An 18,957-nucleotide genomic window follows, 5' to 3' on the forward strand; every position below is an offset into this window, starting at 1 on the left:
GGCCTGACTAAGTCAGACCTTACACAACTGTTCTTGAAAAGTACATCACTGCTGACACCTTCTAAATGGTGTCTCCACTTGTTCCGTCTCTTCGCGGTATCCGGTTCTCAAGGTACCCGCCGCGGGTTCCCGGCCTCGTCTTCACTCGGCCACCCGCGCGGCGAAGAGATATATTGCCAGAGTCCCGCCGCCTCGCAAAGGGTTATTTGCGTCTCCATATTTTGCACATAACTTACAATCGTTGACCGTCTTCTTACACTACATATAGTGTTCTTAAGACGCTCGCCGCCCTATAAGTACCGATTGCCGAAGAGGACAGCACCTCTTGGACCATTTGATTTATTTAGAACTCGTATTTGGAGGCACCTCTGCCGCTGCGTATTAGCCTCAACCTCACCTCAATAAGTCTGAACATGACACCTTCTTGAGGGCAAGTGGACTCGCAAGAACGATCGAGGCATTGCGGACCGCAGCATGGCTCATCGCCACCCGCGATATCTGCTTATATATGTATGTATATAAATGGGGCTCGCTTCAGCTTGCTATCAAAATGCCGTTCTTCCTCGACATGACAGCCTGGGCAAGTTGCTTTCCTTCAGAAGGCGCAATGTTTTGGGATACCGATGCGGGAGGATTGGGGCAAAGTTGAGCTTTTTCGTATTCAGATCGGTACTTGGCAAGTAGCGTCGCTTTGCGACCTTTCGTCACCTGCTGTTTTGCCTCCGGCAACACCCTTTGTACTTGGCCTTTTCGAAAACGCGTACGAAAAAGCTCAATGAGCCTCGCCCGCCGCTGGTTCGCTACGCGCCGCTGGTTCGCCATGGGTTTGTTTCATTGTTGGTTAGCTATCGTTTGTCTTAACCCATGTATGAAAAAAGCCGGAGCATATGCCCCGGCTCTCTAGGTCTATATGGTGGAGGTTAGGGGGATCGAACCCCTGACCTCAGGCTTGCAAAGCCCGCGCTCTCCCAGCTGAGCTAAACCCCCACGTAGTAATAAACACCCCAGCGGCGACTCGGCTCTCGCTGGGGTGTTTATTGCGAAAGAAGTGGTGGACCTGACAAGGTTCGAACTTGTGACCTCCCGGTTATCAGCCGGACGCTCTGACCAACTGAGCTACAGGTCCAACGCGTGGATTAATATAGACCACAGGGGGAAGCCTCGTCAACAACTTTTTTCAAATTACTTTTGAAAGATGAGACGATAGATGGCCGATCCCACACTCCAAGCAATGAACACGCAGGTAATAGCTGGTATGTAGCCGGATGCGTCGAGAAGCAAATCGAGCTTGTCGAAGTGTCTCGCGGGCACAAATAGCTTGTGGTACTGATCTGCAAAGGAAACGGGCGCGCAAGCCATCACGCCAAGAACGTACATGAGCCACGTCCGCCAGATGCGGATGTGTCCGCGTGGGCTACGACGATGGGCCCAGCCCGACATCCACGCCAGCACGTTGAGCGCAACAACGCCGCCCATCAACGCGAATTCCACCACGTGCGCCTGCTGTCGGACCGAGAGGCCGTGATTGGAGAACTTAACCGAGAGCAACAGGATGTGGGCGGTCGTCCACTTGATTGGATTCTCCTCAAAGGTGGGAAGCTGGCCAGATTGAACCAGATAGGCGCCGTATTCGGCAAACGAACCGGCCTCCGATGACAGCGCCAGGCTATCTGATGCCGATTGCTCCGTGAGATAGTAGATGGTCATCGCGCCAAAGACGAGAAGGCCCAGGCAAAGAAGGCGCGCAATCCAGCGGAGCGCGGATGCACCGCGACGAGGCTGCGCGGTCGCAGTCTGCTGAGATGCATCCCGTCGGGATGATTGACGAGCCTGGCGATCGGGTTTTGCCGGCGAGGGGTCGTAGGTATCGGGGTCGTACGGCGATACGGAAAACGTGTACGGCTGCTGCCCGCGCTGTGGATACGCCACAGACTCCGTGGGGGGATTCTGTTGCGGGGTGGCGGGGCGGCGCATCTGCACCGTTGGAGCATCCTGCACGATGCGATGCTGCGGAGCGGTGCTCCCCGGCGAAGTTGGCAGATAGTCATCAGCCGGCGCGTTTCCATAGTCAAACGTGTAATCGTCATTGGGCATGTTGACCCCCTTCCAATTGCCATCATTTTCCTACGGTTTTATGCCGAACGCGGAAACTGAACGGAATGGGCATGAAGGGGGTGTTTGCCCTTAGGCAACCTGTTGATACTCATAACTCCGTTCATACAAGGCCTCAGGCGCGATATCAACCTCGCCATCGCACCATGTAAGGATTCCGAACTCAACCTTAAAGTCCTGCACAACTGTCTCATCTTCCAACGGCTTAAACACAGGCATGTGGAGCAGACAGGTCACATCGAACAAGTGAACTTCCCCTGTGGAGAAAGTGACGAGGAGAATCGAGTTACCCACATAGCGAGCAGATGCCACCTCGATGCCCGCAACGGGCTCTCCCGCATATGCAATTCCATCCACAACGTACATGGACCCCCCTTATGCAAGCGGCGAAATCTTGTCGAATGGCATACAATCTTCTTTCCGTTAATCTCAGGATACCCAAAGATCGTGACGCCCATTGGACTGCATGTTGAGACAACAGGCTGCTCAACTGCAAAGAAAGCAGATACCCGCCGGTTCTTCCATTGCCGTCAAAGAAAGGGTGAATATAACCGAACAGGAAGTGACACAGTGCAGCAGCATACAGCTCGGAAAAGCCCTCACGTTGAAAAAGACCGAGCCACGCGCTCATCATCTCTTCGATTTTCTGGGGCGGGTAAACCCCTGGTAGCACGAAGCGCTTCTAAAAGAAAGAAAACGCCATTTTTTCTTTTAGAAACTTTTTATTGCCCTTAGATGAAAGAACCCTTCCTATCTTTCATGTCCATCTCGATCGCGCACCAGTGCGCAGCCGCGATCCGCACTGCCGAAGAAGACGATTGACACCTTTCCTACCAGCATGAGAGCAGTGTCGTCTCACAGGGCGACTGCGACGGCGATGTCTACGGCGCTGTAGACCAACAGGCCCGCGATCGCGATCACTCCCGGGACCGACGGAGAAAGCGGGCGCGAGCAACCATGCGCAACCCGCGGACACCGCGACGGCGATCGCGTTGAACGCCGCCATGCGCGCCAGGCCGCGCGGGCGCACGAAAGATGAGAGCACGTCGCGGTCGCGGGCGAGCTCGAGCGGATGCGGCTCGGGGAGGCCGTCAGGGTCGTAAGGGACGGATGCGGGGAGACCCTGACGTACACGGACTTCCCCCGCGAGCACTGGCGCCGCATCCACACCAACAACGTCATCGAGCGGATGAACTGCGAGATCCGAAGGCGGACCCGCGTGGTGGGCACCTTCCCGGACGGGAAGTCAGCGGTCATGCTCGTCACCGCGAGGCTCATGTACGTCGCGTAAAGCGAGCGGGAATCGAGGCGCTACCTGAACGTGACGTTGCTTGATGAGTAGTCGTACCGAATGGCGGGCCTATGGGACCGTCGGAAAGTGCGCAAGAATCCAGACGATACCACCTGGTCTAAAGCATATGGTTGGATACATTGAACCTTAAGCCGCTGATTCTGCTTTGCGCAAATGTTGCTCTTGGAGAGCTCTCGCAACTAGCAACCCTCGTGCTAGACACAAGACGAGCTCAATCAGATCCCTGATAAGCGCGAACATTAAAACTGACGCAAAGCCAGAAATACAGGCAATCAGGAGAGCGACTGCACCGAGAATCGAAATTACGATTGTTGAGTTTGTCAGCTTCTTGACATGTCCGATTGCGCCCAATATCGGCCAACCAAAATACATCGCATAGAACGATAAGGGTACAACTGGGGAAATGGCATGCAAAACTGTCCCAGCCCCGACATATTTATCGCCACCCAAAACAAGGACAATCAAATCCGAAAGACAATAAAAGGCAATTGATCCAAGCAAGATAAATGGAATAGATATTTTTGCCAAACGCATGGCGAACGCAAAATCTTTCTTGTTCACCATATGGGGATATAGGCTATTCACTATAGGTCCATACAATGACTGAACAGCACCAATCGCGCTCATGGCAAGCGACCAATATGCGATCTGCGTCGTATCGGTAATTGCCACACCTATCACAAGAGTCGTTACGCCGCTCAACGCAACAGAAGCCATATTGCTTGCGCAATAATAACCAGACCTGACAAGCTCACTAATCGCACGGGATGCAGATGTGAAGTGGATGCCGACGCCAAACCGTCGTTTGGCAGCAACAAACGACCACCCCAAAGCAATTAACCCAGCGACAACATCCAGGATAGGCACCCACAGCAAATCTGCAGAAGAGCGAACCAACAAAAATGTCAATAACACCGACACAGATTTTGATACGAGATATCGCGTTGTCAATGGACCCATCTGCTCCCTTCCTTGGAAGAGAAAGTCGGGGGCAAGAGAGCGGGTGCACACTGCAACATATGAAATAAGTGCATACATCGCGTTAGCGCGGACTATCGGCATAAAAAAGCCGATGGCGGCACAGGCAGCACCGGTAATCAAGCAAAGAAACAATCGCGCCTGACTGATGGCACCGACAACTTCTTCCTGTTCCCGTATCGTCCTGGCTGCAACAATTTGATTGGTTCCCGATAAATTGAAACCAAAATCTACAAAAGTTTGGGCAAATGTCATAAAAGATAAAATATATGCATAAACACCATAGCTATCGGGACCCAAGGCTCTGGTGAGATACGGCATCACAAGTAAAGGGAGTATGTATTTGACTATTTGTAAACCGTACTGCCATAAGGTGTTTAGGTAGAATGATTTGTGACTCATTGTTCTCAGTTCCAATAGAGTGCATATTGATTGATCCCAAACCAACCGGAATCAACAAAGAGAAATGCAATAAACAAAAGGACAAAGGCTGCATATGCAACGCCTTTTATCAGCTTCATCTTTCTTGATAAATCACCTTTGAAGATAGTCGAAAGCGTGATGCATTGAATTGGTATTAAGAAGTACATAAATCTATAGAAAAGATTTACCTCCATGGTCACAATTCCAACAAGCACGCCAAGGAAGCTCGAATAGACTCCGATATTTGCAAACATCACCTCCCTTGAACCGTCTTTTAGCTTAAGGTGATTAATGGCACACTGATATGCATACAGCATGTATCCGAAGAATGTGATTTGGATAATCGGCATCATGCGTCCAGATACGAGATACTCACCACCATATTTCACATAACCGTTATATTTTCCTATCACAGTGAAAAGAATCGGTGAAAGAGGGGCAACCAAGATAAGAACCGCTATCGCGACACCCATTGTTAGCCATATTTTTTTACTTGGATTAACTCGGGATACCAACAACAAGGGAACAAAGATCAAGGCGGTATAGTGAAATGTAATCGCAAGCCCCGTCCATAGCACAGCTCGCGTACCGTCATTCCTATCCAAGCACATGAACGCCATCATCACAAAAGAGACAGCGAGGGCCTGCCGCATGCCGGTCAGGCCGAAATAATACATTGTACCGAGAAAGTACAGAAAATAACTGGAGCCTGGGTTAGCGCTAGTTTTATATAGCACGTAGTACTGAACTCCAAAAATCAAAAGCGAGGAGATACAGATAAGAGCAAAGGCTGGGTCAGGAAAGAACGTGCACAATTTAAGCAAAAGTATAAAACCAGGTTCATAGTCACCGTACATGCCAAGAGACATGTACTCATCGTAACCAAGAGAATCCAATAATCCCACCGCAGTAATATATTGTTCTGTATCAGTACCTACTCCAACTCCACGGAATGCAGAAATGGCGACAGCGGGCAGCACGGACAGGAAAAATTGCACTTTACCAGACAGACGACTACCCGGTCGATTCGCTATAAAGTTGAGATAGCACATCCATGCGAATAGTAAATAATACAGCCACATCTCTCGGATCCACACCCTATTTCATAACGTTCGACCTCAGCCACTTGAGTAACGGCAGTGGAATTACGCCTTTCACGGCACGTTTAATCTTCTCAATTGGCCCATACCAAGTTCCATCAAAATGATGAATTGAAACAGTATGATCCGTAAGAGTCAATTCACCAGTTTCAAAATTAATTGGACATAGATAATCTGAGGGAAGGATCGTCATCCCCTCTAGCTCTTGCCTGGATCCATCTTGTTTCAAGCCAAGCTCAATCATCAGACGCGTATCAACCTCGGGGCACGGCGTGCGATCAAATGCCCCGTTTTCCAATACGAAAGCACGGTCAATATAACCATCGAGCAAAAAATTGATAACGGGATGTCCTTTTGTCGCGCCAAACCCAAGCCCAGTCGCCACAAGACGATCATCTTGAAAACCGGCGAATGCCTCCAAGCAACACAGTTCATCCAAATTTTTAATTAACTCCACGTCTGTATCGAGATAAATACCCCCGTAATCATGAATGATCTTCAACCTTGCCACATCGGACACAAAGGCCCACATATGCGATTCATAGGCCTCCTTGCAATATTTGCAAAAGCCAATATCGAAATTGTCTTCGTTCCATTCGACAATCTTATAATCAGGACATAGCCTGCTCCACGACTCGATGCATTTCTTTATACAATCTGGTTTATCAGCCCCACCAAACCAACAATAATTTATTACCTTTGGAATCAAATTCAGCCCCTGATTCGTACTCACATTGCTCTGCACATTTTCTATTTGTCTGGCGCTTTGCGCAGGTAATTTGTGTACAAATACGACCTAATCGAGTTCGGCATCAGACAAACAACCGCCTGGGGGGTAAAGGAGAGACAAAAATCCCTCAATGTGAACCACCCCCGCTCTAATTGAGCCTTTTTAAATCGATACGCGTGCGCCAGATACCGCATCCCGCCTCTTCGAGCATAGAAATCACCATTAACCCTCATATACACAAGCGGATCATGCAGATTTTTGGATTTACATCCAACCGCTAGCATCCGGTTAAAAAGGTCCCAATCTTCAAAATATAGAAAATCTGAGCTGTAGTTCCCAGCCGCCAGAACTGCAGCTCGTTTAAATGTGATAGGTGGATGTCGAAATGGGTTACGGCGCTTTGAATACTTTAGTATTTCTTCATGTTCCTCTGGAAGATCGGTGATGGTTAGACAGGTTCCCAATTCGCCATCAAACTCTATAACCTGCGATCCAACCATATCCAAATCGTATTCCCGCATTGCACGAAGTTGCATCTCCATGCGCTCTGGAACCGCAATATCATCGGTGTCCATACGGGCAATTATCGGGTTGCGGCACGCAAGCACTCCCTTATGAAGAGCGTATCCAAGGCCCCGGTTCTCCGAATATGCAACAAAGTTGAATAAACCCGGATACATTTCACTGTACTCGTCGAGCACTTCTTCGAGAGCACGAGATAAAGCCCCATCTTTGACGACAACCATTTCTGCAGGAGGCGTTGTCTGCACAAGCATGCTATCCATTGATTCGCGCAGCCATTCTGGATTCTCCTTGGCATACACGCTCATCAACACGCTATATGCATTCGTAATCACTGTCCCCTCCCCATGGCTCGAACGGTTTTCATTAGGATCTTTAAATCCAACGCGAAGCCAGCATGTCTAACGTAATAAAGCTCGAGCAACTGACGGGCGCCGTTCTCCCAAGTTGCGTTATTCCGCTCGGTCACTTGCCACCAGCCAGTGATACCAGGCTTGACCGAAAGAAATTCATCGCGCGCGTCCCCGAATTCATATGTCTCCTCGAACGTCACCGGTCGAGGTCCGACGACGGACAGCTCGCCAGTCAAAACGTTGATAAACTGCGGCAGCTCATCCAAACTCGTATTGCGTAAAAATCGACCAACACGTGTAATACGCGGATCATCATCAACCTTTTGCTCTCGTTCCCACTGCATCAGTTGCTTCGGCGTCATATAGCGTTCAGGATTATCATGGGCATCAGCCACCATAGTGCGGATTTTCCATATTCGAATCCTCTTGCCATCTAAGCCAATGCGCTCCTGGCAAAAGAACGGGATACCAGGTGAATCAAGCATGACAAGCAGGCATAAAACCGCAACAGGCAACGCCATCAACAAACACACAGAAAGGCTGAATGCAATATCAAACGTTCGTTTCACGCAACGATACCATAGACCGCCAGGCTTAGGGTTAAATGCCTTGTCATCTAGGGAAAGAGGGGGGGGGGATTGCAAGAGCGGAATCGGTAGGACGCGTGGCCTGCAGCCCGACCCCACGCGACATCTCGTTGGCAACGGGCTTCAGATCTCGCTCATTGACGAAGTCCGAATGATCCATGACAGTCACTCCCCCCTGCATCAACGGCAGGCAAGATGCTCTTCAAACAAATTCATATCTCTCAAAAATATATCACCAATTCAGAAACTTAACAGATACCCCTCTGCTATATCACATTTACATATGCGCGAATCATGTCGGGAGCATATATGCAGCCCAAAAGATAAATATCAATGCGAGTATAATTTTTCAATCATTTGATATTTGGAGGTATCATGCCCGTCGACAACAGTAGACCGCACGGTAATCATTTTTCCGCAGACACAAGGCAAGCGTGTGGGGCGGCCGGCGATCGCACCATCGATTCATCACGGCCCAATCCAGGTACAACCGATACATTTATGAAGGCAGCTCAGCCTCAACAAACAGCAAGGCAAGCACAACGGTCTTTCGCAAGCAACAGTTTTCACCCGGGCGATGTAAGGCCCGGCGGGACTTCGCGGGCGTGCGCATGCTCGAACAATCGCCACGGAACCTCAAGTTCCCTTTATACTAGCATGCACGACGATCTGATTAATGATCCATGCCATAGCGATTCAACCAAACCAAAAAAAAGCAAGGTTGTCTGCTTGGTTGTGGGCCTCGTCATCCTCGCCGTCGTTGCGTTTGGTGGCACCACGGGCTTTTTCCTGTACAAGGACGCGAAAAGTCTTCAGGCGCAGGCGGGCACGCTCATGTCTGAGGTCTCGTTCATGAAGGACCACCTCAAGAACGGCGAGGGCGAGCAGCTCAATGCCACCGCCGGCACCGTTGCCGAGCAGATCGCCTCCATGCGCGACACGGTAGACGGCCCCGCATGGACCATTGCGAGCTTTATCCCCGTATACGGCGACGACATCAAACTCGTGCGCGGGATGATGGAGCAGGCAGATATCCTGGCGCAAGACGCCATGTTGCCGGCGTGCGCTCAGCTCGAGGACTTCAAGCTTGGCAACCTTCTCACCGATGGCGCCGTGAACATCGAGATGCTCAAGGGGCTCATTACCACCATCCAAGACATGGAACCCGTGGTGATCTCCAGCATCGATGCCATCGATGCCCTCCCCGAGCCGCATATCGGTAAGATCAAGGCACTGATGGACAAGGTCGCCGGTCCCATGAACACTGCCAAGGGTGCCCTCAAGCAGGTCAACGGCGTCCTGCCGCTGCTACCCCAGATGCTCGGCGCCGATGGCCCACGCAATTACCTCATCACCGCGGAGAACAACTCCGAGATCCGCGCGTGCGGCGGCTTCGTCGGTTCGCTCGGCGTTATGAACGTGGATAATGGCGAGATCTCCCTCCAGGATTTTGAGGGGACACTGCACTCCAGCAACGGCCCTAAGCCGCAGATCCCCATCACCGATGAGGAGATGACACTCTTCCAGCCCTACGAGCCCACCATGAACTTCACCTCGGGCGATGCGTATTTCACGCCGGACTTCCCCAAGGGCGCGAGCAACGTAAGTACCCTTTGGTCCCTCGAGCACGGCGGGCAGCACATCGACGGCGTTGTAGCGCTCGACCCCGTGCTCCTGCAGTACCTCCTGCAGCTCTGCGGCGGCGTTACCGCAGCCGACGGCACCGTGGTTGACGGCTCGAACGCCGCCAATGAGCTTCTCTCCGGCTCGTACTGGAAGTACCCCGACGGCGGCGACGCCCAGGACGCCGTGTTTGCGTCCGTTGCCTCCGGTGCCTTCAACCAGCTGCTCGGCGGCCTGGGTGAGGTTGGCTTTACCAACCTCTTCAAGGTTATCAAGCGCGGCGGCGACGAGGGTCGCCTTCTCATGTGGATGGCCAACGAAGCCGAGGAGAACGCCGTGGTCCAGATGGGATTTGGCGGGACTCTCAACGCCGACCCCTCCAAGCCCCAGGCCGGCGTGTTCGTGAACAACTACAGCTACTCCAAGCTCGATTGGTACCTCAACCTCGACGCTGTGAAGGGCGAGGGCGTGAAGAACGCCGACGGCACGGTGTCCTACCCCATGACCGTCACCCTGACCAACGAGATGAGCGCCGCCGACGCCGCCGCGCTGCCGGCCTACATCGCCGCGCACAACGGCACAGCCGACGCCCCCACTCAGGAGATGCTCCGCACGCTGCTGTACGCCCCGGCCGGTGGCACCATCACCGACGTTGTTACGAGCTCGGGCAGCATGAAGGAAGCGACGCACAACGGCCTGCAGGTGTTCTACCAGGATGTTCGCCTCATGCCCGGCGAGAGCTTCCAGGTCACCTACACCGTCACCGTCTCTGCCGAGGCGGGCGAGGAGCTCGACGTCCGCGTGACCCCCACGGCGCAGCACGCGCGCAAGGGCGAGGTTGGCGACGTCCTGGCCGACGCGGAGTAGCACCGTGATTCGCGTTGACATTGAAAGCATTGTGATGGCCGCCGGTCCCGTGCCCTCCGTTGTTGTGCTGCGCGAGCGCAAGGGCGGAGCCGGGTCGGGCGCGCCGCTGCGCGCACTGTCCATCCAGACGGGAGCGTACGAGGCAGCCGCCATTGGCGGCGGCATGGACTCCGACAAAGCCGCGCCGAGGCCCATCGCGCACGACGTGATGTTGCGCACGGTGCAGGAGCTGGGCGCCAAGATCGAGCGCGTTGAGATCAACCGCTGGGAGGCGCCTGTGTTCTACGCCGATGTGGTGTTGGACCGCGGGAGCGACGGGGGTTGCCGCGGCGAGGGCCGCGATGTCGATGGCGATACGGCTGAGACCCGCAGCCGCGAGATCAAGATCGACGCGCGCCCGAGCGATGCGCTCGCCCTGGCGGCGCGCTCCAACGCCCCCATCTACGTTGAGGACGAGGTCATGAACCGCGCGGGGAGCATCTCGCTCCAATCCGACACTGACCCGGACTCCGCAAAAGAGGAGCTCGAGCGTTTCGACGAGTTCGTGCAAGGCTTATCCCCCGATGACTTCTAAGTCTCACTTGGGGACAGGTACAAATTGAGCCGTTTTGCCGGGGCTGGGTTGCCAGCCCCGGTTTTTCTTTGGCGCAAGAGCGGCGGGCAAGGCTACTTGCGAAAGAGATTTCTCACTGCGTAGATAAATCCCGTCAGATAATGGCCGTTCAGCATCGAGACAAAACCCTTCACCGACTCCAAAGGGATGCCGCTCGTGCTGAGAGACCGCAGCGGCATGTCGGCGGCCATCTCCCGCATCATCGCCTTTTGATCGCGGTTCATCTTGCTTGCCGGCTCGGCCATGACCCAATCGATGATGCGGTACAGGCGGCGTCCCAGCCAGCAGGCGCCCATGTCACTCACGGTCGAATCGATGGTGAACGGTGTGACGGGTGGACGCTCGGGGAGCGGACGAGCATACAATTCCTCGAACGCCCGAGCGGACTCCGGCTGTACGAAGCAGCCGGGGGTCGGATGACGATATATCTCGGGAACCTGCGGGCTCGGCATAGGAGCCTGATCAGACATGAGCAGTTCCTCGGCGATGCTGCGGCGATGTCGCGCTTGCTCCGGATTAAATGCCCATCGCCCGTCGCCGACGGCAATGGACGCCGTTAGGCGAACATCGCGACTCGATGATGCCACGCGAATCTCGTACCCACCCGGATACACACGCCAACGATGAAGGCTCGCGTCCCATTTCCGGAAGGCGGTCTCATCCAGGTGCAACACCACCTGGCGCTCCCCTCCGGGCTCCAACTCAATCTTGGCGAACCCGGCGAGCCATTGCACTGGGCACGGCGGTGGGACAACCTCCGATGTGGGCGCGATGTACACCTGGGCAACTTCGGCGCCGATGCGGGGACCGATGTTCCGCAACGTGAACGAGACATCGAATTCGAGAGGGCCCTCGGTCGACGCACCCTCGTGCGCTTTCACCTCGAGCCCTTCATACGCGAACTCGGTATACGACTCGCCATGACCGAACGGGAACGCCGGCTCAACGTCCACCGCATCGTAATAGCGATATCCCACGAACGGGCCCTCGCGATAGAAGACCTCGTTGTCCATATCGGGATACGTCGTGCCGAGCGCGGTCTGAGCCGGATCGACGGGCCAGGTCTCCGCAAGCTTGCCACTGGGGTTCACGTCGCCCACCAGCACGTCGACGGCAGCGCCGCCTCCCTGGCATCCGGATAGGTACATGAGCAGAATCGCGGCGGGGCTATCACGCCACGGCATTTCCATGGGCGCGCCGCCCTGCAGGACCACCACCGTGCGCGGGTTTGCAGCGCATATGCGGTCGATGAGCTCACGCATGCCGCGCGGCATGACCATGAGCTTGCGGTCGAACCCCTCGGATTCGTATCGCGCGGGAAGCCCGGCAACCACCACTGCCACATCCGAACGAGCGGCAAGCGTCTCCGCCTCGAGCAGCTGTCTTTCATCCGCATCACCCGTCGTGGGATCGCAGCCGTCGGCATACTCGGCAGCCACGCCGCGCTGCTCGAGGCGATACCAGATGTTGTCGATGATCTTTGGGTTGATGCGCGACGAACCCGAACCCTGATATCGCGGCATGCGGGCGAACGCGCCAATCACCGCGACCTTTGCATCCGGGTTCAGCGGCAGCACGCCATCGTTCTTGAGGAGGACAGCGCTTTGGGCAGCCGCCTCGCGAGCCAAATCCGCGTGCGCACGGTAGAATTCCTCGTCCGTGAGAGAGAGGGCGGGGGCGCCGCCGATTGAGCCCTCGGCCTGGCAGGCCTTCACCCTGCGGGCGAGCCGCTCGATATGCGACGCGGCCTCGTTTACGCAGTCCTCCTCCAGCTCCCCTGAGCGAACAGCTTCAACAAGGGCGCGAGCATGATCGCGCCGCGGGCCGGGCATGCACAAATCGAGTCCAGCGCGAACCGACGCCACGCTCGAACTCATGGCGCCCCAGTCGCTGACAACCGCGGCGTCAAAACCCCACTCGCCACGCAGAACCTCGCGCAGCAGCCATTCGTGCTCGGAGCAGTAGACGCCGTTCAACTTGTTGTACGCCGTCATCACACTCCACGGGCGGGCGTGGCGCACCACATGCTCGAACGGCGCGAGATACAGCTCGCGCAGCGTCCGCTCATCGACTACGGAGTCGGACACCATACGTGCATGCTCCTGGCTGTTGGCGGCAAAGTGCTTGAGGCACGCGCCAACCCCGCGGCTCTGGATGCCTCGCACCATCGCCGCGCCGAGCTCACCCGAAACAACCGGGTCCTCGCTGAAATACTCGAAGTTGCGACCGCACAGTGGATGGCGTTTGATATTTACCCCTGGGCCGAGCACCACGTCAACGCCCTGCCGACGCGCCTCCTCGCCAATCGCGGCGCCAACACGCTCGACCAACTCCGGATCGAACGAGCAGGCAAGCGCAGAAGCCGTGGGAAAACACGTCGCCGGGCGACTTTCCGCAATGCCCATGCAGTCCTGGGCACCCTCTTGCTTGCGCAGGCCGTGGGGACCGTCGGAGAGAAACAGGCTCGGGATGCCGGCGCTCGGAGCGGCGTACGTTTTCCAGTGCGACTCGCCGGCAAGCAGCTGAGCCCGCTCCTCAAGCGAAAGGCCGCTCACGCGCAAGGAGCCCGCGGGCTGCTGATCAGCCAAGTTATCCCGTTGCTCGCCCTGCGTCATCGCGCCATCTCCCAAAACTGCTGGCCGCGATATGCAGCCTGGTCCCAGCCTTATACCCGCATGAGGGCCGGAAGGCCCACAGCGCCACGCCGAAGGCAAAAGGCGGCCCCGACCATTTGGTCGAAGCCGCCTTGTCAACGAATATGCTCCCGCGAAAAACCCTACTCCTCGAGCAGGTCCTCCAGAGCCCCGTCAGCGGAATCGATATCCGCGTGGTCCTCATCACCAGGGACCTGCGAGGCAACGCCATCCGGCAGGTCAGTCGGCTCCCCGCCCTCGGCCTCAACGGACTCCTCGTCCTCGGCAGAATCCTCGGCCTTCTTCTTGGCCGCGGTCATACGAGCCACGGCGGTGACACGGTCGCCCTCATCCACGCTCATCATCTTCACGCCTTGGGTGGCGCGGCCGGTCTGGGAGATCTCGGCGGTCTTCACGCGGAGGACGGTTGCGCCCTCGGTGATGATGAGCAGCTCGTGCTGAGGGCCCACAACCTTCATGGCGGCCAGCGCGCCCTTGCGATCGGTCATCTGGATCGTGTACACGCCCTGACCGCCGCGGTTCTGCTCGGGGTAGTCGGCAACCGGGGTGCGCTTGCCGTAACCGCGCTCGGTGATCACAAAGAGCTCGCCGCTACCGTTGGTGATCTCCATACCCAGGACCTCGGCGTCGGCCTTCATACCAATACCGCGGACGCCGCTCGTATCGCGACCGGTGGCGCGCACCTGGTCCTCACTAAACATGATGGCCTTACCGGCGGTAGTGGCCATGATGATCTTGTCACCCGGCTTCACGCGGCGCACGCCGAGCAGGCGGTCGCCGTCCTTGATGTTGATGGCGATGATGCCATCGCGGCGGGAGCGGTCGTAGGCGGCCATGGCCGTCTTCTTCACCATGCCGTGCGCGGTGGCGAACATAAGGTACTCGTCCTCGGGGAACTCGCGGCAGGAAATCACGGACGCGATCTTCTCGCCGTCCTCGAACGGCAGCAGGTTCACGATCGCGGTACCGCGTGCCTGGCGCGTGCCCTCGGGCAGCTCATGCACCTTGAGGCGGTACACCTTGCCTTTGGTGGAGAAGAACAGCACGTACTCATGGGTGCTGGCGATGAACATCTCGTCGATGACGTCGTCTTCCTTGAGGTTGACGCCGGAGACGCCCTTGCCTCCGCGCTTCTGGGCGCGATACGACTCGACCGGGATGCGCTTGACGTAGCCGGTGTGGGTGATGGTGACGACCATGTCCTCGTCGGCGATGAGGTCCTCGACGTTGAGGTCCTTCTCGGCGCCGGTGATCTGGGTGCGACGCTTGTCGCCGAACTTGCGGGCGATCTCGCGCATTTCCTCCTTGATCACGCCGAGGATCTTCTCCTCGTGCGCAAGCAGGTCCTCGTAGTACGCGATCGCGCGGCGCAGGCCCTCGAGCTCCTCCTCGATCTTGTCGCGCTCCAGGCCGGTGAGGCGGCGGAGCTTCATCTCGAGGATGGCCGTGGTCTGCTCGGGACTGAACCCAAAGCGCTCGATGAGGCGGCTGCTGGCCTCGGCGTCCGTCTGCGAGGAGCGGATGATGGAGATGACCTCGTCGATATGGTCGAGGGCCTTGAGATAGCCCTCAAGGATGTGCGCACGAGTCTGGGCCTTCTTGAGGTCGAAGCGGGTGCGGCGGGTCACTACGTCGACCTGGTGGTCGATGTAGTGCTGCAGCATCTCGCGCAGCGACAGGCGCTTGGGAATGCCGTTGACCAGCGCGAGGTTGTTCGCGCCGAAGGTGGTCTGCAGCGAGGTGTACTTATACAGGTTGTTGAGCACGACCTGCGGGATGACGCCCTTCTTGAGCTCGATCACGAGGCGCAGGCCCTTTTGGGTGGACTCGTCGCGCATGTCGGAGATGCCCTCGATGCGCTTCTCGTTCACGAGGCTCGCGATCTTCTCCTGCAGGGTGCCCTTATTCACCATGTACGGGATCTCGGTGAACACCAGGCGGTTGCGGCCCGTCTTGGTGGACTCGACATGCGCCTTGGCGCGCACGGTGATGGAGCCGCGGCCGGTCTCGTAGGACTGGCGGATGCCGTCGGTGCCCATGATGAGGGCGCCCGTGGGGAAGTCGGGGCCGGGCATGATCTGCATGAGCTCGTCGACCGTCGCGTCGGGGTGGTCGATGAGGTAGCAGGTTGCCTCGACGGCCTCGCCCATGTTGTGCGGGGCGATGTTGGTGGCCATGCCGACCGCGATGCCCTGGGAGCCGTTCACCAGCAGGTTGGGGAAGCGTGCGGGCAGTGCAGTGGGCTCGGCGAGGGACTCGTCGTAGTTGGGCTGCCAGTCGACGGTGTCCTTTTGCAGGTCGCGCAAGAGCTCCATGGCGGGCTTGGCCAGGCGGGACTCGGTGTAGCGCATGGCGGCGGCGCCGTCGCCGTCGATGTTGCCAAAGTTGCCGTGGCCATCGATGAGCGGGGTGCGCATGGAGAACCACTGGGCGAGGCGGACCATGGTGTCATAGACCGCGGAGTCGCCGTGCGGATGGTACTTACCGATGACTTCGCCGACCGTCCAGGCGGACTTCTTGTGCGGGCGGTTGGGGAAGATGCCGCTCTCGTTCATTGCGTACAGGATGCGGCGGTGAACCGGCTTGAGGCCGTCGCGCACATCCGGCAGGGCGCGGGCGGTGATGACCGACATCGAGTACTCGATGAAGGACTGCTTCATCTCACGGCCGAACTCGCTGATCTGCAGCGAGCCGCCGTTCACATCCGTGCCGGCGTCCTCGCCGCGGTCGTTGGCGCCAAAGCTCTCCTCGAGCTCCTCGTCGTCATCCTCGTCCTCGTCTGACTCGGCGTCCGGGTCGTACGCGGAGGCGTCATCCTCGTTGGCGCGAGCGAGCAAGCGCTTGAGGTCCTCGGGCATGCCCTCGGACGCGGCCCCCTGCTCGAGCTCGTCGTTGTTCATATCGTCAGCCACGGATTCTCCTTATCGGTCGTGGTCACAGATGTGTAATTGGGGACGGCTAGGCGTCCAGGAAGCGGGCGTCGTGCGCGTGCTTCTCGATGTACTCGCGGCGGTACCCCACCTCAGAACCCATGAGCTCGCGGACAGCTCGATCGGCCACGATGGCGTCCTCGATGGTCACGCGCTGCAGGATGCGGGTCTTGGGGTCCATAGTGGTGCTGGCCAGCTGCTTGGGGTCCATCTCGCCCAGACCCTTGTAGCGCTGGACGGTGTAGCCCTTACGCTTCTTGGTGACCTTGCCGTTGGACTGCTCGTCCTCAGACTCGTCGGGGTTGAGGCCAAGCGCGGCGATGGAGTCGCGCAGGATCTCGTCCTCGGCCTGACGGCCGTTGGGATAGACGTAGTGGATCTTGTTGCGGACCTTGATGCCAAAGATCGGCGGGCAGGCCACGTACACGTAGCCGGCGTCGATGAGCGGGCGCATGTACTTGTAGAAGAAGGTCAGCAGCAGGATACGGATGTGGGCGCCATCGACGTCGGCGTCCGTCATGATGATGATCTTGTGGTAACGGGCCTTGGTGATGTCGAAATCGCCACCGTCGCCGTTGCCGGTCGTCACGCCGCAGCCGATGGCGGTGATAAGCGACTGAATGGTCTCGGAGGAGAAGGCGCGGTGATCGCCCACGCGCTCGACGTTCAGGATCTTGCCGCGCAGGGGCAGGATCGCTTGGATGTCTCGGCGACGGCCGTCCTTAGCCGAACCGCCTGCCGAATCGCCCTCTACGATGAAGAGCTCGGTCAATTCGGCATTGCGCTCCGAACAGTCCGCGAGCTTGCCGGGCAGGCTCGCGGTCTCCAGCAGCGACTTGCGGCGGGTCGCCTCACGCGCCTTGCGGGCAGCGTTGCGGGCCTTGCTCGCCTGCTGCGCCTTCTTGATGATCTCGCGCGCCTGCTTGGGATGCTCCTCGAGATAGTCGGCCAGGCCCTCGGAGACGATCTTGCGGGTGAGTGTGCGCATGAAGGAGCTGCCGAGCTTGGCCTTGGTCTGACCCTCGAACTGCGGGTCGGCGAGCTTGACGGAGACGACGGCGGTGAGGCCCTCGCGGATATCGTCACCCGTGAGGTTGCCCTCTTTCTCCTTGATGATGCCGTTCTTGCGGGCGTACTCGTTGATCACGCTGGTGAGGGCGCCGCGGAAGCCCTCCATGTGCATGCCGCCCTCGATGGTGCGGATGTCGTTGGCAAAGGAGACCACGCTCTCGGAGTAGGAGGTGTTCCACTGGATGGCCACCTCGACCTCGCCGGTCTTCTCTATTGGGGCGCCCTCCTCGGACGCGCCGGCCAGGTAGATGGGATCCTTGAGGTCATCGGGCACAGTCTTGCCCTCGTTCAGGAACTTGACGAAGTCGATGATGCCGCCGGCGTAGCAGAACTCCTCGACCTGGGGCTCCACCGAGCGCTCGTCACGCAAGACGATCTTGAGGTTCTTGTTGAGGAACGCCGTCTGCTGCAGGCGGTCGTGCAGGATGTCGAAGTCGTAGACGGTGGTCTCGAAGATCTCATCATCCGGCCAGAAGGTGACGGTGGTGCCGGTCGTACTGGAGGTGCCGATCTCGCGCATCTTCTGAGTGGTCTTGCCGCGGGAGAACTCCATCTCGTAGACCTTGCCGTCGCGGCGAACCTGGACGTTCATCTTCTTGGAGAGCGCGTTGACGACGGAGACGCCCACGCCGTGCAGACCGCCGGAGACCTTGTAGGCCGAGTTATCGAACTTGCCGCCGGCGTGGAGGATCGTCATGACGACCTCGAGCGTGGGGATCTTCTTGACCGGGTGCATATCGACCGGGATGCCGCGGCCGTTGTCCACGACGGTAATCGAGTTGTCGGGATGGACCGTGACCTCGATGCTGGAGCAGAAGCCGGCCATGGCCTCGTCGACGGAGTTGTCGACGATCTCCCACACAAGGTGGTGCAAGCCGGTCGAGCTCGTGGAACCGATATACATACCAGGGCGGACGCGAACGGCCTCAAGGCCCTCGAGGACCTTGATCTCGCTTCCGCCGTATTCGTTCTCATTCGCCACGTGGTTCTCCCTTTTTAGCGTGAAGTATGGCTAACCTTTACAGTTTATCGCATGGAACGAAGGTAAAACGCGCGATGGTCGAGGTCCCGAATACCTCTAC

At 57.3% G+C, this 18,957-nt stretch carries 13 protein-coding genes, 2 tRNA genes and 1 pseudogene; 3 read left to right on the forward strand and 13 right to left on the reverse strand.

The window, feature by feature from the left end; translation table 11 throughout:
• Positions 1 to 911: 911 nt before the first annotated feature.
• The 5 genes from AOBCEHNH_RS05120 to AOBCEHNH_RS05140 all read right to left on the reverse strand — a co-directional run bounded on the left by AOBCEHNH_RS05120 (position 912) and on the right by AOBCEHNH_RS05140 (position 2,785).
• Positions 912 to 987 (reverse strand) — tRNA-Ala (locus AOBCEHNH_RS05120).
• Positions 988 to 1,049: 62 nt separating this feature from the next.
• A tRNA-Ile gene (locus AOBCEHNH_RS05125) sits at positions 1,050 to 1,126 on the reverse strand.
• Positions 1,127 to 1,182: 56 nt separating this feature from the next.
• Positions 1,183 to 2,094, reverse strand: a complete 912-nt coding sequence (locus tag AOBCEHNH_RS08045) for a VanZ family protein (RefSeq protein ID WP_226803293.1) — start codon at positions 2,092 to 2,094, stop codon at positions 1,183 to 1,185.
• A gap of 90 nt (positions 2,095 to 2,184) precedes the next feature.
• A complete protein-coding gene (locus AOBCEHNH_RS05135; protein WP_152063437.1) occupies positions 2,185 to 2,478 on the reverse strand; it encodes a DUF2442 domain-containing protein in 294 nt (97 codons plus the stop codon).
• Positions 2,399 to 2,785 (reverse strand): Fic family protein, encoded by a 387-nt coding sequence (locus AOBCEHNH_RS05140; RefSeq protein WP_226803295.1) that lies wholly within the window; start codon positions 2,783 to 2,785, stop codon positions 2,399 to 2,401. The genes AOBCEHNH_RS05135 and AOBCEHNH_RS05140 overlap by 80 nt, the downstream gene beginning before the upstream one ends.
• Before the next feature lie 378 nt (positions 2,786 to 3,163).
• Between AOBCEHNH_RS05140 and AOBCEHNH_RS05145 the strand changes: the two are divergent.
• Positions 3,164 to 3,403, forward strand: a pseudogene (locus tag AOBCEHNH_RS05145) (transposase); the annotation flags it as partial.
• Between the two features lie 147 nt (positions 3,404 to 3,550).
• Here AOBCEHNH_RS05145 and AOBCEHNH_RS05150 read toward each other — a convergent pair.
• Genes AOBCEHNH_RS05150 through AOBCEHNH_RS05170 form a run of 5 tightly spaced genes read right to left on the reverse strand, consistent with a single transcriptional unit; the run spans position 3,551 to position 8,099 of the window.
• Positions 3,551 to 4,804, reverse strand: coding sequence for an oligosaccharide flippase family protein (locus AOBCEHNH_RS05150; RefSeq protein WP_156848797.1), 1,254 nt, complete (start codon positions 4,802 to 4,804; stop codon positions 3,551 to 3,553).
• Positions 4,805 to 4,809: 5 nt separating this feature from the next.
• Positions 4,810 to 5,907 (reverse strand): EpsG family protein, encoded by a 1,098-nt coding sequence (locus AOBCEHNH_RS05155; protein ID WP_152063440.1) that lies wholly within the window; start codon positions 5,905 to 5,907, stop codon positions 4,810 to 4,812.
• Positions 5,908 to 5,923: 16 nt separating this feature from the next.
• Positions 5,924 to 6,658: a glycosyltransferase family 32 protein gene (locus AOBCEHNH_RS05160; RefSeq protein ID WP_193221191.1), complete on the reverse strand. Its 735-nt coding sequence runs from the start codon at positions 6,656 to 6,658 to the stop codon at positions 5,924 to 5,926.
• Between the two features lie 17 nt (positions 6,659 to 6,675).
• On the reverse strand, positions 6,676 to 7,512 hold the full coding sequence (locus AOBCEHNH_RS05165) for a glycosyltransferase (RefSeq protein ID WP_152063442.1): 837 nt from the start codon (positions 7,510 to 7,512) through the stop codon (positions 6,676 to 6,678).
• Positions 7,509 to 8,099: a sugar transferase gene (locus tag AOBCEHNH_RS05170; RefSeq protein WP_226803297.1), complete on the reverse strand. Its 591-nt coding sequence runs from the start codon at positions 8,097 to 8,099 to the stop codon at positions 7,509 to 7,511. The genes AOBCEHNH_RS05165 and AOBCEHNH_RS05170 overlap by 4 nt, the downstream gene beginning before the upstream one ends.
• A gap of 753 nt (positions 8,100 to 8,852) precedes the next feature.
• Here AOBCEHNH_RS05170 and AOBCEHNH_RS05175 point away from each other — a divergent pair.
• Together AOBCEHNH_RS05175 and AOBCEHNH_RS05180 are read left to right on the forward strand one after the other, a co-directional pair.
• Positions 8,853 to 10,607, forward strand: coding sequence for a DUF4012 domain-containing protein (locus AOBCEHNH_RS05175; RefSeq protein ID WP_226803343.1), 1,755 nt, complete (start codon positions 8,853 to 8,855; stop codon positions 10,605 to 10,607).
• A 4-nt stretch (positions 10,608 to 10,611) separates the two neighbouring features.
• Positions 10,612 to 11,181 carry a bifunctional nuclease family protein gene (locus AOBCEHNH_RS05180; RefSeq protein WP_152063444.1) on the forward strand — a complete coding sequence of 190 codons (570 nt, stop codon included), beginning with the start codon at positions 10,612 to 10,614 and terminating at the stop codon, positions 11,179 to 11,181.
• A gap of 92 nt (positions 11,182 to 11,273) precedes the next feature.
• Here AOBCEHNH_RS05180 and AOBCEHNH_RS05185 read toward each other — a convergent pair whose 3' ends face one another.
• The 3 genes from AOBCEHNH_RS05185 to gyrB all read right to left on the reverse strand — a co-directional run bounded on the left by AOBCEHNH_RS05185 (position 11,274) and on the right by gyrB (position 18,857).
• On the reverse strand, positions 11,274 to 13,808 hold the full coding sequence (locus AOBCEHNH_RS05185) for a glycoside hydrolase family 3 C-terminal domain-containing protein (RefSeq protein ID WP_226803299.1): 2,535 nt from the start codon (positions 13,806 to 13,808) through the stop codon (positions 11,274 to 11,276).
• Between the two features lie 188 nt (positions 13,809 to 13,996).
• Positions 13,997 to 16,774 (reverse strand): DNA gyrase subunit A, encoded by a 2,778-nt coding sequence (gyrA, locus tag AOBCEHNH_RS05190; RefSeq protein ID WP_152063700.1) that lies wholly within the window; start codon positions 16,772 to 16,774, stop codon positions 13,997 to 13,999.
• Between the two features lie 58 nt (positions 16,775 to 16,832).
• Positions 16,833 to 18,857, reverse strand: coding sequence for a DNA topoisomerase (ATP-hydrolyzing) subunit B (gyrB, locus tag AOBCEHNH_RS05195; RefSeq protein ID WP_152063446.1), 2,025 nt, complete (start codon positions 18,855 to 18,857; stop codon positions 16,833 to 16,835).
• Positions 18,858 to 18,957: the final 100 nt, after the last annotated feature.

This window comes from Collinsella intestinalis, assembly GCF_902501455.1.
Taxonomy (GTDB): Bacteria; Actinomycetota; Coriobacteriia; order Coriobacteriales; family Coriobacteriaceae; genus Collinsella; species Collinsella intestinalis.

Coding starts and splice junctions, on each gene's coding strand:
- AOBCEHNH_RS08045 (WP_226803293.1), bottom strand. CDS start 2,094: ATGCCCAATGACGATTACACGTTTGACTATGGAAACGCGCCGGCTGAT.
- AOBCEHNH_RS05135 (WP_152063437.1), bottom strand. CDS start 2,478: ATGTACGTTGTGGATGGAATTGCATATGCGGGAGAGCCCGTTGCGGGC.
- AOBCEHNH_RS05150 (WP_156848797.1), bottom strand. CDS start 4,804: ATGAGTCACAAATCATTCTACCTAAACACCTTATGGCAGTACGGTTTA.
- AOBCEHNH_RS05155 (WP_152063440.1), bottom strand. CDS start 5,907: ATGTGGCTGTATTATTTACTATTCGCATGGATGTGCTATCTCAACTTT.
- gyrA (WP_152063700.1), bottom strand. CDS start 16,774: ATGAACAACGACGAGCTCGAGCAGGGGGCCGCGTCCGAGGGCATGCCC.